The organism is Roseibium porphyridii (genome assembly GCF_026191725.2).
Lineage (GTDB): Bacteria > Pseudomonadota > Alphaproteobacteria > Rhizobiales > Stappiaceae > Roseibium > Roseibium porphyridii.
In genome coordinates, this window is record NZ_CP120863.1 from 2,125,561 (window position 1) to 2,138,859 (window position 13,299).

11 protein-coding genes are annotated in these 13,299 nt (G+C 56.7%); all 11 read left to right on the plus strand.

Annotated elements, in window-relative coordinates; translation table 11 throughout:
* Nucleotides 1–70: 70 nt before the first annotated feature.
* The 11 genes from K1718_RS09855 (at nt 71) to ftsA (ending at nt 13,280) form a co-directional block, all read left to right on the plus strand.
* Nucleotides 71–1,540: a UDP-N-acetylmuramoyl-L-alanyl-D-glutamate--2,6-diaminopimelate ligase gene (locus K1718_RS09855; RefSeq protein ID WP_265684206.1), complete on the plus strand. Its 1,470-nt coding sequence runs from the start codon at nt 71–73 to the stop codon at nt 1,538–1,540.
* Nucleotides 1,537–2,967 carry a UDP-N-acetylmuramoylalanyl-D-glutamyl-2,6-diaminopimelate--D-alanyl-D-alanine ligase gene (locus K1718_RS09860; RefSeq protein ID WP_265684208.1) on the plus strand — a complete coding sequence of 477 codons (1,431 nt, stop codon included), beginning with the start codon at nt 1,537–1,539 and terminating at the stop codon, nt 2,965–2,967. Before K1718_RS09855 ends, K1718_RS09860 begins: the two co-directional genes overlap by 4 nt.
* A gap of 10 nt (nt 2,968–2,977) precedes the next feature.
* A complete protein-coding gene (gene mraY / locus K1718_RS09865) occupies nt 2,978–4,063 on the plus strand; it encodes a phospho-N-acetylmuramoyl-pentapeptide-transferase (protein ID WP_152500764.1) in 1,086 nt (361 codons plus the stop codon).
* Nucleotides 4,064–4,068: 5 nt separating this feature from the next.
* Nucleotides 4,069–5,469: a UDP-N-acetylmuramoyl-L-alanine--D-glutamate ligase gene (gene murD, locus K1718_RS09870; protein WP_265684210.1), complete on the plus strand. Its 1,401-nt coding sequence runs from the start codon at nt 4,069–4,071 to the stop codon at nt 5,467–5,469.
* Nucleotide 5,470: 1 nt separating this feature from the next.
* A complete protein-coding gene (locus K1718_RS09875; RefSeq protein ID WP_152500766.1) occupies nt 5,471–6,628 on the plus strand; it encodes an FtsW/RodA/SpoVE family cell cycle protein in 1,158 nt (385 codons plus the stop codon).
* Between the two features lie 17 nt (nt 6,629–6,645).
* Nucleotides 6,646–7,752, plus strand: a complete 1,107-nt coding sequence (gene murG / locus K1718_RS09880) for an undecaprenyldiphospho-muramoylpentapeptide beta-N-acetylglucosaminyltransferase (RefSeq protein WP_265684213.1) — start codon at nt 6,646–6,648, stop codon at nt 7,750–7,752.
* Nucleotides 7,749–9,149: a UDP-N-acetylmuramate--L-alanine ligase gene (murC, locus tag K1718_RS09885; RefSeq protein WP_265684214.1), complete on the plus strand. Its 1,401-nt coding sequence runs from the start codon at nt 7,749–7,751 to the stop codon at nt 9,147–9,149. Before murG ends, murC begins: the two co-directional genes overlap by 4 nt.
* Nucleotides 9,150–9,160: 11 nt before the next feature.
* The gene (murB, locus tag K1718_RS09890; protein ID WP_265684216.1) at nt 9,161–10,132 is read left to right on the plus strand and encodes a UDP-N-acetylmuramate dehydrogenase; all 972 of its coding nucleotides are present in this window, start codon (nt 9,161–9,163) and stop codon (nt 10,130–10,132) included.
* A complete protein-coding gene (locus K1718_RS09895; protein WP_152500770.1) occupies nt 10,133–11,059 on the plus strand; it encodes a D-alanine--D-alanine ligase in 927 nt (308 codons plus the stop codon). It abuts the gene before it with no gap.
* A 209-nt stretch (nt 11,060–11,268) separates the two neighbouring features.
* Nucleotides 11,269–11,961 carry a cell division protein FtsQ/DivIB gene (locus K1718_RS09900; RefSeq protein WP_152500771.1) on the plus strand — a complete coding sequence of 231 codons (693 nt, stop codon included), beginning with the start codon at nt 11,269–11,271 and terminating at the stop codon, nt 11,959–11,961.
* Nucleotides 11,958–13,280 (plus strand): cell division protein FtsA, encoded by a 1,323-nt coding sequence (gene ftsA / locus K1718_RS09905; protein WP_265684220.1) that lies wholly within the window; start codon nt 11,958–11,960, stop codon nt 13,278–13,280. Before K1718_RS09900 ends, ftsA begins: the two co-directional genes overlap by 4 nt.
* Nucleotides 13,281–13,299: the final 19 nt, after the last annotated feature.

Here is a 13,299-nt window from a genome sequence, read left to right on the forward strand (position 1 = left end):
TCGGGAGCTGGCGGGGTCGCAGCCGGTACCGGTTCTCGAAATGACGACGCACAGATGATGATCGGGTGAGATGGATCTTGAATATCTAGCCGCCGGCCTTGATGTGCCGGGCGAGGCGAAGAACGTGCAGATTTCTGGGTTGACGGCGGACAGTCGAAACGTCGGTCCCGGCTTTCTTTTCGCGGCTCTGAAGGGCGCCACAGTCGACGGCACAAAGTTTGCCCCGGATGCGGTCGCTTCCGGGGCTCTTGTCATCTTGTGCGCATTGGATGCGGTCGAGAGGGTCAGAAACAGCTGTTCGCCCGACACGATTGTCCTCGGTGCGGAAGAGCCGCGCCAGGTTCTGGCACGCATGGCGGCTAGGTTCTACGGTGCGCAGCCGGACACGATTGTCGCCGTCACCGGAACTGCAGGTAAAACATCCGTTGCGCAATTCGTCCGGCAGATCTTTCAATCGGCAGGCCATCCGGCCGCAAGCCTTGGAACTCTTGGAACAATCAAGCCTGATGGCGAGAGTTACGGCGGACTGACGACGCCTGACCCGGTGGCTTTGCAGAAGGATCTTGCAGAGCTTCATGCTGAAGGGATTGACCATGCGGCCCTGGAGGCCTCTTCCCATGGACTGGACCAATACAGGCTGGACGGAGTGCGGCTGACAGCGGCTGGCTTCACCAATCTTGGCCGCGATCATATGGACTATCACTCCACTCTTGAGGACTATCTTCAAGCCAAGCTCCGCCTGTTCTCTGAACTCCTGCCAAACGGTGGAACGGTGGTTCTGGATCCGGGTGAAAAGTATGCCGACAGGGTCGCAGATGTTGCTCGTGAACGTGGTCTTGCCCTCTTCACGGTTGGTGAGACCGGCAAGGATCTCACTCTTACCGGCCTGAGGCCGCAAGGCGCGGGGCAGGAGCTGACCCTCCAGACCGTACGCGGTGAATACAGGGTTACGCTGCCTCTGATTGGCCGGTTTCAGGTTTCCAACGCGTTGATCGCGGCGGGATTGGCCATTTCGGCCGGTATCGATACAGGTACGGCGCTTCGGTCTCTTGAGAACCTGAAGGGGGCTCCTGGACGATTGGAACTCGCCGGCAAGACAGGTTCAGGTGGCCTTGTATTTGTCGACTACGCCCACAAGCCGGATGCGCTGGACAATGCTTTGGCGGCGCTGAAGCCATTCGCACGTGGAAAATTGTATGTCGTGATTGGCGCTGGAGGCGATCGGGATCCCGGCAAGCGTGAATTGATGGGGGCTGCGGCTTCCCGACAAGCGGATCTGGTCATTGTCACCGACGATAATCCGCGGTCTGAAGATCCGGCCGAAATCCGCAAGGCCGTTCTTGCGGGTGCACAAGGAGCGATTGAGATTGGGGATCGGGATAAGGCGATCTCCGAAGGTGTGCGCCGCCTCGAAGCCGGCGATATCTTGTGTGTTGCGGGAAAAGGACACGAAACGGGCCAGATTGTTGGCGACACAGTGATTCCCTTTTCCGACCACGAAGCTGTGCAACGCGCCATCAGCAATGAAGGAAACTCATGAGCGAGCCGCTTTGGACTCTGGATGCCTTTGCTGAGGCTGCAGCAGGCAGCACCAGAGGTGATGTTGGTGCTGACATCACCGGAATATCCATCGACAGCCGGTCTCTTGAGCCGGGGGATGCTTTCATAGCGATCAAAGGTGATCGCCTGGACGGTCACGACTACGTTGCCGCAGCGCTTGAAGCTGGCGCATCCTTGGCGCTCGTTTCAGAAGACAAGCTTTCAGAATTGCCGGAAAACGGCCGCTATGTGGTCGTCAGTGATACGCTTGAAGCGATGCGCAAGTTGGGGATTGCTGCGCGCGCGCGGTCAAAGGCCAGAATTGTTGCGGTGACGGGGTCTGTTGGCAAGACCGGAACAAAGGAAGCGCTTCGCCTGACGCTGGAACAATCCGGCAAGGTTCATGCCTCGGCAGCATCTTTTAACAATCATTGGGGAGTACCTCTGACGCTTGCACGTATGCCGGCGGATGCCGACTTTGGAGTGTTTGAGATCGGAATGAACCATGCGGGTGAGATTATCCCGCTGGTCAAGATGGTTCGCCCGCATGTTGCGATCATAACCACGGTTCAGCCGGTTCACCTTGAGTATTTCGATTCAGTTGAAAAGATTGCTCAGGCGAAAGCGGAGATCTTCAGTGGTTTGGAGCCGGGTGGCATCGCGATCTTAAACAGGGACAACCATCAATACGATCTGTTGAAGTTCCTGGCCGTCAATGCCGGCGTATCGGTCGTTCAAACCTTTGGTGAGGCTGCGTCAGCCGACAGCCATATCGAAAATCACGCAAGCTATCCGGCCGGCTCAAGTGTCGATGCAAACATCCTGGGACAGGAAATCACTTACAAGATCGGTGCACCCGGCAAACACTTCATCAAAAACAGCCTGGCGGTGTTGACCGCGGTGGTTGATCTTGGTGCGGACCTTGCCAAAGCCGGTCTGGCACTTGATGCCATGCGCGCGCCGAAGGGCCGAGGCGAGGTGAGCCGACTGCCGATGCCGGATGGTGAACTGAACCTTATTGACGAAAGCTATAACGCCAACCCGGCTTCAATGCGCGCTGCGCTTGCCGTGCTGGGCGAGGCGCCGGTCACGCGACCTGGAAGACGTGTGGCAGTGCTGGGTGACATGCTGGAACTTGGCGCGGAAGCCGATCGGCTGCACGGGGAGTTGCACGTGCCGATCAGCGAAGCCGGCATAGATGCGGTCTACTGCGTTGGACCGCACATGCATGCGCTTTGGCAAAATCTGCCGAGGGAAATACGGGCTCACTACAGCGAAAATGCAAAAGATCTGGAAGACCTTCTTTTGGGCGAGGTCAGGTCCGGCGATGTTGTTATGATCAAGGGATCGCTCGGTACCCGAATGGGTCCGCTTGTCGAGGCCCTCAAAAAGGAATATCCGCCCGCGGACGACATCGCGGCGGCATAAGGGATAGCTGATGTTTTATTTCTTGGGGGAATTTGCGGATCAGATATCGGCACTGAATGTGTTCCGGTACATCACGTTCCGCACAGGCGGTGCGATTATGACCGCCCTGTTTTTTGTCTTTCTGTTTGGTCCCAAAATCATCGCCAGCCTGCGTATTCGCCAGGGCCATGGCCAGCCTATCCGGTCCGACGGACCGGAGAGCCATCTCCTGACCAAAAAAGGTACGCCGACGATGGGAGGACTGATGATCCTCTCCGGGGCAATGGTTGCAACCCTTTTGTGGACGGATCTCTCCAATCCCTATGTCTGGGTGGTGATCTTCGTGACGCTTGGTTTCGGCAGTATCGGCTTTTACGACGACTATCTCAAAGTGACGAAGTCATCTCACAAGGGCTTTGGCAGCAAAGCGCGCCTCGGTCTTGAATTTTTGATTGCCGGAATTGCTGCCTATGCGGTTACTGTGCTCGACACCTCGGAGTTTTCCGAGGCGATCACCTTTCCATTTCTGAAAGATTTCACGCTCAATCTCGGGCTGATTTTTATCCCCTTTGCCGCCTTTGTCATGGTCGGTGCAGGCAATGCGGTCAACCTGACGGACGGGCTCGACGGGCTCGCGATCGTGCCGGTGATGATCGCCTGTGCTTCCTTTGGTTTGATCGCTTATCTGTCCGGGAACGCAGTTTTTGCAAACTATCTGCAAATCCATCATGTTTCGGGAACCGGTGAACTCGCGGTCATTTGTGGCGCTGTCATTGGCGCTGGCCTTGGGTTCTTGTGGTTCAATGCGCCTCCGGCAGCGATTTTCATGGGCGATACGGGATCGCTTGCTCTGGGCGGCATGATTGGAGCTATTGCGGTCGCGACCAAGCACGAGATCGTTCTGGCAATCATCGGCGGTTTGTTCGTGCTTGAGGCCGTTTCCGTGATTGTTCAGGTCATTTCGTTCAAATTGACGGGCAAGCGGGTTTTCCGAATGGCCCCGATCCATCATCATTTTGAGATCATGGGCTGGACGGAAAGCCAGGTTGTGATCCGCTTCTGGATCATTGCCGTTGTGCTTGCTCTGGTTGGCCTTGCCACGCTGAAGCTGAGGTAGGCCGCATGATCCCAGTCACCACTTTCGCAAATGAGAAGGTTGCCCTGTTCGGATTGGGCGGATCCGGACTTGCAACTGCGCGTGCTCTCAAGGCGGGCGGCGCGGATGTGGTGTGTTTCGACGACAGTGAAGGCAGGGTTCAACAGGCTACAGGCGAAGGCTTGCAAACAAGTAACCTGAGGCAGATCGACTGGTCGGATGTCAGCGCGCTGGTGCTTGCGCCAGGGGTCCCGCTGACGCACCCTCTGCCGCACTGGTCAGTTGAACTGGCAAGAGATGCAGGTGTCGAAATCATCGGCGATGTGGAGCTCTTCTGTCGCGAGAAGCGTAGGCTTTGTCCAGAAGCTCCGCTCATTGCCATCACCGGTACAAATGGGAAGTCGACGACAACTGCACTTGTTGCGCATCTCCTGAAAGAGCTCGGCCTGGATGTTCAGGTCGGCGGAAATATCGGCACGCCGGTTCTGGACCTGGAGACACCGCAGCCAGGCCGCCACTATGTTGTGGAGTGTTCTTCCTACCAGATCGATTTGGCACCTTCGCTCGATGCGACTGTCGGCATCCACATGAACCTGTCGCCTGACCACCTCGACAGGCATGGTTCCATGGAGAACTATGCCGCGATCAAGGAACGGCTGGTGGCTGGTTCGAAAGTTGCCATTGTCGGCGTGGATGACCGGTTGTCCTCAACAATTGCCGATCGCCTGGAACTTGCGCGCAAACCGGTTTGTCGGATCGCAGGAGAGCGAGAACTCACCAATGGTATATATGCGCGTCACGGTCGCCTCTTCGAAGCTCACGAAGGAATGCAGAGCGAAGTTGCGACGCTAGGAGGCATCGACAGTCTTCGAGGTGATCACAACGGTCAGAATGCTGCTGCTGCGTTTGCCGCATTGCGCGCGCTTGAACTGCCTGCAGACCGTATCGCTGAAGCTATGAAGACATTTCCGGGCCTTCACCATCGCATGGAAGTCGTTTCAAGACAGGGACGGGTGCTCTTCATCAACGATTCCAAGGCAACAAATGCGGACGCGGCGGCGCGGGCGCTGGCCAGCTTTGACCGGATATACTGGATTGCAGGTGGGCGTGCCAAAGAAGGCGGTATTTCTTCTTTGGACGAGTATTTCCCGAAGATAGCGAAAACTTTCCTGATCGGTGAAGCGGCGGACGCCTTTGCCAAGACACTGGATGGTCGCGTTCCCTACAAGGTCAGCGGAACGATGCCTCAAGCGGTCAAGGATGCCGTTGCCGAAGCGGCTGAAGACGACGCAGCCGAGATAGCGATTTTGCTGTCTCCAGCCTGTGCGAGCTTCGACCAATTTCCGAATTTTGAACTGCGGGGCGCTGCTTTTGTAGATGCGGTGCGTGCCTTGCCTGGTGCTGGTAACACTCAGGAGGTGGCTTAGTATGGTCTCGCGCGCAGATCGCAGCAAATTTGCCGAATGGCTCTGGACGGTGGATCACTATCTGCTTGCTGCTTTCGGGCTGCTGCTTTTGGCAGGAGTGGTCTTTGCCTTTGCGGCAAGCCCGCCCGTGGCGGAACGAATTGGCGTTGACTCTCTTTACTTCGTTAAACGCCAGGCGATGTTTGTTGTTCCTGCGCTCGTTATCATGTTGGCCGCGTCCTTGATGACACCCAGAATGGTCCGCAGGGCAGCGCTTGTCGTGTTCACGGTTTCGGTTTTTCTACTGATCGCCACGCTATTCATGGGATTTGAAACCAAGGGCGCGCGCCGGTGGATTTATATTGCCGGAGTTTCTTTGCAGGCATCGGAATTTCTGAAACCGGCTTTTGTGATCCTGGTGGCGTTTCTGCTCTCTGAAAGCGGACGGAGACGCGAGATCCCGGGCATCTTGTTTGCTTTTGTCCTGTTTGCCATTTGCGCGGCGCTGTTGATCGCACAGCCCGACTTCGGTCAGACCATGCTGCTTGGCCTCGTTTGGGCAGGCCTGTTTTTTCTCAATGGCATTTCGTGGGTGATCATCATAGCGCTGGGGCTGATCGGCGTTGTGGGCCTCTTTGCGGCCTACGTTTTTCTGCCGCACGTTACCAATCGCGTTGATCGTTTTCTTGATCCGAGTTCCGGTGACACCTTCCAGGTAGACACGGCAATGGAGTCCTTCCTGTCCGGAGGCTGGTTCGGTCAGGGGCCGGGTGAGGGGACTGTCAAACGGGTCCTGCCGGACAGCCATGCGGACTTTATCTTCGCCGTTGTCGGCGAGGAGTTTGGCGTTGTTGTTTGCCTGCTGCTGGTTGGTGTCTTTGCCTTTATCGTCATCCGGGGGCTCAGCCATGCGGGTCGCGACCAGGATGCGTTCAGCCGTCTCGCCACGGCTGGTCTGTTGGTTTTGTTCGGGTTACAGGCAACCATCAATCTCGCCGTCAATCTTCACCTGATCCCATCCAAGGGCATGACCTTGCCATTCATTTCCTATGGTGGATCGTCGCTGCTGTCGTCTGCAATGACTGCAGGTGCCATTTTGGCGCTAACCCGGCGGCGTCCGCGGCCCTCGCGCAGCGAAGCTGTGACAGTTAGCCGACTTTCGCCTTCTTCGTTGATGTAGTTTCAGACCGGTATTCCATGGGTAAGACAGTATTATTGACGGCGGGTGGCACAGGTGGCCATCTATTTCCCGCGCAGGCGCTGGCAAGTGAATTGCTCCGGCGTGGTTGGACCGTGGAACTGGCAACCGATGAACGTGCAGACAAATACGGGTCTGCTTTTCCCGCCAGAAAAGTGCACATCATCGCATCTGAAACCATCCGAGGCCGCAATCCGATTTCACTCGCGAAGACTGCTTTCAGTCTCCTGAAGGGCACGTTGCAGGCACGCTCCGTGATCAGGACCTTGAAGCCTGACGTTGTCGCGGGTTTTGGAGGTTATCCAACCTTTCCGCCCATGTTTGCAGCCCGTATGACCGAAACGCCATCCATTCTTCATGAAGCCAATGCGGTCATGGGCCGTGCCAACAAACTCCTGGCGAAAGGTGTGACTGCGATCGCCACAAGTGTTCCGATCGAGGACTTGCCCGATGCGTCTTCGAATAAACAGGTCGAAACAGGGAACCCAGTGCGCGATGCCGTTCTGGAGGCTGCCGATCTACCTTATGACGCGCCGCGCTCGGATGGTGAATTCAAGCTGCTTGTCTTCGGTGGTTCCCAGGGAGCAAGGTTCTTTTCAGATCTGGTTCCACCGAGTGTCGAACACTTGCCAGCTGAAACAAGATCCCGTTTGCGCATTGTGCAGCAATGCCGCCCAGAAGACATGGAACGCGTGCAAAAGGCTTATCAAGATCTTGGTGTTGCCGCTGAGTGCGCTTCTTTTTTCCAGGACATGCCACAGCGCATCTCCCAAGCGCATATTGTTGTGTGCCGTTCCGGCGCTTCGTCGGTAAGTGAACTTAGCGTTCTTGGCCGTCCATCCATCCTGGTTCCGCTTCCAGGGGCAATTGACCAGGACCAGGCGGCCAACGCCAAGGTTCTTGAAAAGGCCGGCGGCGCCTGGCCGATCCGCGAGGTGGACCTTCATCCGGAGCGCCTAGCAAAAGAAATCCAACGCTTCATGGATGCACCCGACATGCTGTCGAAAGCTGCTGAAAGAGCGCGCAGCGTCGCCAAACCGGATGCAGTGAAGCGATTGGCCGATTTGGTCGAGACCATTGCGCTTAAAAAAGGAGAACGGCCATGAAAATGCCGCAGGACATCGGACCGATCCATTTTGTCGGCATCGGCGGTATCGGCATGAGCGGTATTGCCGAAGTGTTGAAAACGCTTGGCTATCAGGTGCAGGGCTCCGACATGGCCGAGAACGCCAATGTTCAAAGGCTGCGCGCGAACGGCATTCCAGTCACTGTCGGGCATGAGGCGGATAATCTCGGGGAAGCTGAAGTTCTTGTCGTCTCTTCGGCGATCAAGAAGGACAATCCGGAACTGGTCGCAGCTCGTGAGAAGCTTATTCCTGTCGTGCGGCGCGCTGAAATGCTGGCAGAACTGATGCGCTTCAAGCAGGCGATTGCGGTCGGTGGAACCCATGGCAAGACAACCACCACATCCATGGTGGCGGCCTTGCTGGACGCGGGCCGGTTGGATCCGACAGTGATCAATGGCGGGATCATCAATGCCTATGGCACCAATGCCCGGATGGGAGCTGGTGACTGGATGGTTGTAGAGGCCGATGAAAGCGACGGTACGTTTGTAAAGCTTCCGGCAGATGTTGCCATCGTCACGAACATCGACCCAGAGCATCTCGATCACTATGGCGATTTCGCTGGGGTGCGCGCGGCGTTCCGGCAATTCATCGAGAATGTGCCGTTCTATGGGTTCGCCGTGATGTGTCTTGATCATCCGGAAGTCCAGACCATGATCGGAACCATTGAAGACCGTCGTGTGGTTACCTATGGCACCAATCCGCAGGCGGATGTCCGGTACACCGATGTGTCCATGGATGGCGGCAAGTCGATCTTTTCAGTCACCATCAGGGATCGGCGCACGGACCAGGAGATCGAACTGAAGGATCTCGTTCTGCCAATGCCGGGACTGCACAATGTATCCAATGCTACGGCTGCGATTGCTGTGGCAGCGCAACTCGGTGTCGGTCCGGTAGATTTGGAAAAGGGAATATCCTCTTTCGGCGGCGTGAAGCGACGGTTCACCCACACGGGGACCGTGGATGGGGTCCAGATTTTTGACGACTACGGTCATCATCCCGTGGAAATCAAGGCGGTCCTTCATGCGGCCCGTCAATCCACAGCGGGCAAAGTTATCGCCGTTATGCAGCCGCATCGATATACGCGGCTGCAAAGCCTGTTCGACGATTTTTCCAACTGCTTCAACGATGCCGACAGTGTGATAATCGCACCGGTGTTTGCCGCGGGTGAGCAGCCGATTGAAGGCGCTCTGCATACCGACCTTGTGTCCGGCATGAAAACGCGCGGGCATCGACAGGTTCAGGCCATCGATGGTCCCGAAGAGATCCCTGGTCTCGTCAAGGAACTGGCGGAACCTGGCGACTTCGTCGTCTGCCTTGGCGCCGGAAACATCACACAATGGGCCTATGCCTTGCCCAAGCAGCTTGAAGAATTGTGAGGGAGGCAGGAATGTCGTTTCCCGATCTGCTTCAGCTCTATCCGGAACTTGAAGACGGTGTTCGCGGCAGACTGACGACCAATCAGCCGCTCTCTGCAGTGACCTGGTTCCGGACGGGGGGGCCGGCGCAGCTGATGTTCCAACCTGCAGATGAAGACGATCTTTCAGCTTTCTTGGCGAAGCTGCCGCGCGACATTCCTGTGCTGCCCGTTGGTCTTGGTTCAAACCTTCTGATCCGCGACGGCGGCCTTGAAGGGGTGGTTGTAAGACTGAGTGCCAAGGGGTTCGGTTCCATTGAAAAGATGGAGGGAAATCGCCTGAGTGCTGGTGCTGCTGTTCCCGACAAACGCCTGGCGGAAGCGGCAGCAACAGCCGGGTTGGGCGGATTTGCATTTTACACCGGCATTCCTGGCGGGCTCGGCGGCGCGCTTCGGATGAATGCAGGTGCCCATGGCACTGAAACTCGCGAACGAATGGTGGAACTGACTGCAATCGACCGAGACGGGAAGAAGGTGGTGTTAAGCAATTCGGAGATGGGGTACGCCTATCGCCATTCGGCAGCTTCCCGAAACCTGATTTTTACCTCCGCAGTCTTCGAGGGCATTCCACAGAACGAAAGCGCCATTCGCGGGGAAATGTCTGAAGTTGTCGCCCATCGGGAAAAAGCCCAGCCAATCCGCGAGAAGACGGGTGGATCCACTTTCAAGAACCCGCCGGGCACTTCGGCCTGGAAGGAAGTTGATGCCGCCGGCTGCCGGGGTCTGACGATTGGTGGTGCGCAAATGTCAGAAATGCACTGCAATTTCATGATCAATACCGGCACGGCCACCGGATATGACCTGGAACTCCTGGGCGAAACGGTGCGGGCGAAGGTGCTGGCACACAGCGGCATAAAGCTGGAATGGGAAATCAAACGTCTCGGTCAGTTTGGCACGCAGGGTGCCATCAAGCCGTTCCTTGGACAAGAAGGGGAGGCCGCGTAGATGGCTAAGAAACACGTCGCCGTATTGATGGGTGGATGGGTCAATGAACGACCGGTCTCTCTTTCCAGCGGAAAAGACTGCGCGGATGCCCTGGAAGAGGCGGGTTACAAAGTCACCCGGGTCGATGTTGATCGGAACGTCTCTGCTGTTTTGAAGAAATTGCAGCCTGATGTGGCCTTCAATGCGCTTCACGGACCGTTCGGCGAGGATGGTTGCATTCAGGGAATTTTAGAATTTCTTAACATCCCCTACACCCATTCCGGTGTGATGGCTTCCAGCCTTGCGATGAACAAAGTGAAGGCCAAAGCGGTGATGGGAGCCGCCGGAATTCCGATAACCGAACACATTGTCGTGAACCGGCACAAGATCCAGCGCGAGCATCCGATGGAGCCGCCATACGTCCTCAAGCCGATCAATGAGGGCTCCAGCTTCGGAGTCCTGATTGTCAAGCAAGATCAAGAGTTTCCGCCCCAGGAGCTTAGCCGGACCGACTGGCCTTACCCCGATGTTCTGATGTGCGAGCGGTTCATTGAAGGGCGGGAACTTACCTGCGCGGTGAGGGATGATACCCCCCTTGGCGTCATTGATATCATTCCGATGGGGCACGGCTTCTACGATTACGATGCAAAATATGTAGAAGGCGGTTCAAAACACATTCTTCCTGCAAAAATTTCACCGATTGTTTACCAAACCATAGAGACACTAGCGGTTAAGGCGCATCAGGCTTTGGGATGCCGAGGTGTTTCCAGGGCCGATTTCCGATTCGACGAACGCGAAGACGGAAGCGGAGAACTGATCTGCCTTGAAGTGAACACGCAACCAGGCATGACGCCCACATCTCTTGTTCCGGAAATGGCGGCACACAAGGGAATGAGTTTCAAAGACCTGGTCAGTTGGATGGTTGAGGACGCGAGTTGCTGTCGCTAGGGCGAAAAAATAACCGGGACCTTTTGACCCCGCTGGAAGCCGAATTGGCTCCGCGCGGGCGCGGTGTTTCGCGTTTGCATCGCCAACCGGTGTGGCGGTCCGCGGGACTTCTCGCCGATATTCCTCGCTGGACGGGATCTGCAGCTGCCCTGGGTTTCTTAACCTTAACAATTGGTTATGGAATAGTCATAGGGGGGCACGGACGCATCGTGTCCGATGCGCTGCTCTCTGCGGCCGGCTTCGGGATCGAAGCGGTCAAGCTGTCAGGGCAGCGTGAAATCAACGAATTTCAGATCCTCGAAGCGCTCGAAATTCACGAGGGCACATCTCTGGCACTCTTCGATGCCGCGGGTGCCCGCGAGCGTTTGAACGACATGGCCTGGGTGAAGAACGCTTCGGTGATGAAATTTTATCCGAGCACACTTCAGATCAAGATCGAAGAGAGGGTGCCGTACGCTCTGTGGCAACGCGGAGATCTGGTGTCGATCGTAAACGAATCAGGCGACGTCATTACTGACGATGTCGACGGTCGTTATGCAAACCTGTTGCTGGTCGTTAATCACGGTGCGCAACGCAGGGCTGTCGAAATTAACAAGGCCCTTGAGAATGTGCCGGAGCTGCGGCCACGTGTGCGGGCTGCATTTCTGATCAGTGATCGTCGTTGGGATCTTCAACTTGAAAACGGTATCTCAATCCGGCTCCCGGAGCAGAATATTGATGCGGCTCTGGCAGACCTTGTGAAGATGGATGATGAAAACGGATTGCTGTCGCGAGACATCGTGGCCATCGACATGCGCCTTGGCGACAGGGTCACCGTTCGTTTGTCGGATGAGGCTGCCGAAGAGCGCAACATCATGACCGGTGGCGAAGGCGGGTCGAAGAAGAAGGAGCGGGACACATGAGCCGTTCCTCATCAAACCTTTATCTTCCGAAAATGCGGCCCCTGCCCAGCAGGCGCGCTGTTGTCATGTCCGTTCTCGACGTTGGTTCGACCAAGGTTTGCTGCCTGATTGCCAAACTGATCCCGCAGGAAGACAAGGCCATCCTCTCCAGCCGGTCCCACAAGGTGGAAGTGCTGGGATATGGCTATCAGCGTTCGCGCGGCATCAAATCGGGTGTTGTCGTCGATATGGATGCTGCCGAACAGGCAATCCGTCTTGCAGTCGACAGCGCAGAGCGCATGGCCGGTGTCACCGTTGAATCTCTGATCGCCAATATCAGTTGCGGCCGGTTGCAGAGCGAGATCTACAGCGCTGGTGTGCCGCTGGCCGGCGAAAGTGTCTCCGAGGCCGACATTCAGCGCGTGCTTTCTGCAGGTTCAAGCCATTCAGTGACGGACGGCCGTGCGGTTACCCACGCTTTGCCGATTTCCTATTCGTTGGATGGCAGCCGTGGAATTCGCGATCCGCGCGGTATGATGGGCCACAAACTTGGCGTGGACATGCAAGTGGTCACGGCAGAAGTGCCCCCTGTCCGCAATCTTGAGCTATGCATCAATCGTGGCCACCTTCATGTGGAAACCATGGTTGCCACGCCGTTTGCCAGCGGCTTGTCCACGATTGTCGACGATGAGGCCGAACTTGGTGTTGCCTGCATCGACATGGGCGGCGGCACCACAACGCTGTCGGTCTTTGTCGACGGTCACATGGTGCATCTGGATGCGATTGCCGTTGGTGGCAACCATGTGACAACAGACATTGCTCGCGCATTTGCAACGCGTCTTCAGGATGCGGAGCGTTTGAAAACACTTTACGGCTCGCCGCTGGCGTCCAGCTCCGACGATCGTGACTTGCTCACGGTCCCGCCGCTGGAAAGCGACAGCGACCTGCCAAACCAGATTCCGCGTTCGGCCTTGACCAGGGTCATTCGTCCGCGCGTGGAAGAAATCCTTGAACTCGTGAGGGATCGGCTTACGGCCTCCGGTTTTGCCGGAAGGGTGGGCAAGCAGATCGTTCTGACAGGGGGCGCAAGTCAGCTCACGGGTCTTGGAGAAGTTGCGCGTCACATCCTGGGGCGCAACGTCCGTCTTGGCCGGCCATTAGGCGTCGCCGGTCTTCCCGAGGCTGCCAAAGGTCCGGCATTTGCTGCCGCGGTAGGCCTCTTGATTTATCCGCAAGTCGCCCAGATCGAACAGTTCGAGCACAAGAGCCGTCGATCCGGGTGGGGCGGGCAATCTGGTTATCTGGCCCGTGTCGGTCAGTGGATCAGGGAAAGCTTCTGACGACATGAGCCAAGAAGAC

Coding starts and splice junctions, on each gene's coding strand:
- K1718_RS09895 (WP_152500770.1), top strand. CDS start 10,133: ATGGCTAAGAAACACGTCGCCGTATTGATGGGTGGATGGGTCAATGAA.
- murD (WP_265684210.1), top strand. CDS start 4,069: ATGATCCCAGTCACCACTTTCGCAAATGAGAAGGTTGCCCTGTTCGGA.
- murC (WP_265684214.1), top strand. CDS start 7,749: ATGAAAATGCCGCAGGACATCGGACCGATCCATTTTGTCGGCATCGGC.
- mraY (WP_152500764.1), top strand. CDS start 2,978: ATGTTTTATTTCTTGGGGGAATTTGCGGATCAGATATCGGCACTGAAT.
- K1718_RS09875 (WP_152500766.1), top strand. CDS start 5,471: ATGGTCTCGCGCGCAGATCGCAGCAAATTTGCCGAATGGCTCTGGACG.
- murG (WP_265684213.1), top strand. CDS start 6,646: ATGGGTAAGACAGTATTATTGACGGCGGGTGGCACAGGTGGCCATCTA.
- K1718_RS09860 (WP_265684208.1), top strand. CDS start 1,537: ATGAGCGAGCCGCTTTGGACTCTGGATGCCTTTGCTGAGGCTGCAGCA.
- ftsA (WP_265684220.1), top strand. CDS start 11,958: ATGAGCCGTTCCTCATCAAACCTTTATCTTCCGAAAATGCGGCCCCTG.
- K1718_RS09855 (WP_265684206.1), top strand. CDS start 71: ATGGATCTTGAATATCTAGCCGCCGGCCTTGATGTGCCGGGCGAGGCG.
- murB (WP_265684216.1), top strand. CDS start 9,161: ATGTCGTTTCCCGATCTGCTTCAGCTCTATCCGGAACTTGAAGACGGT.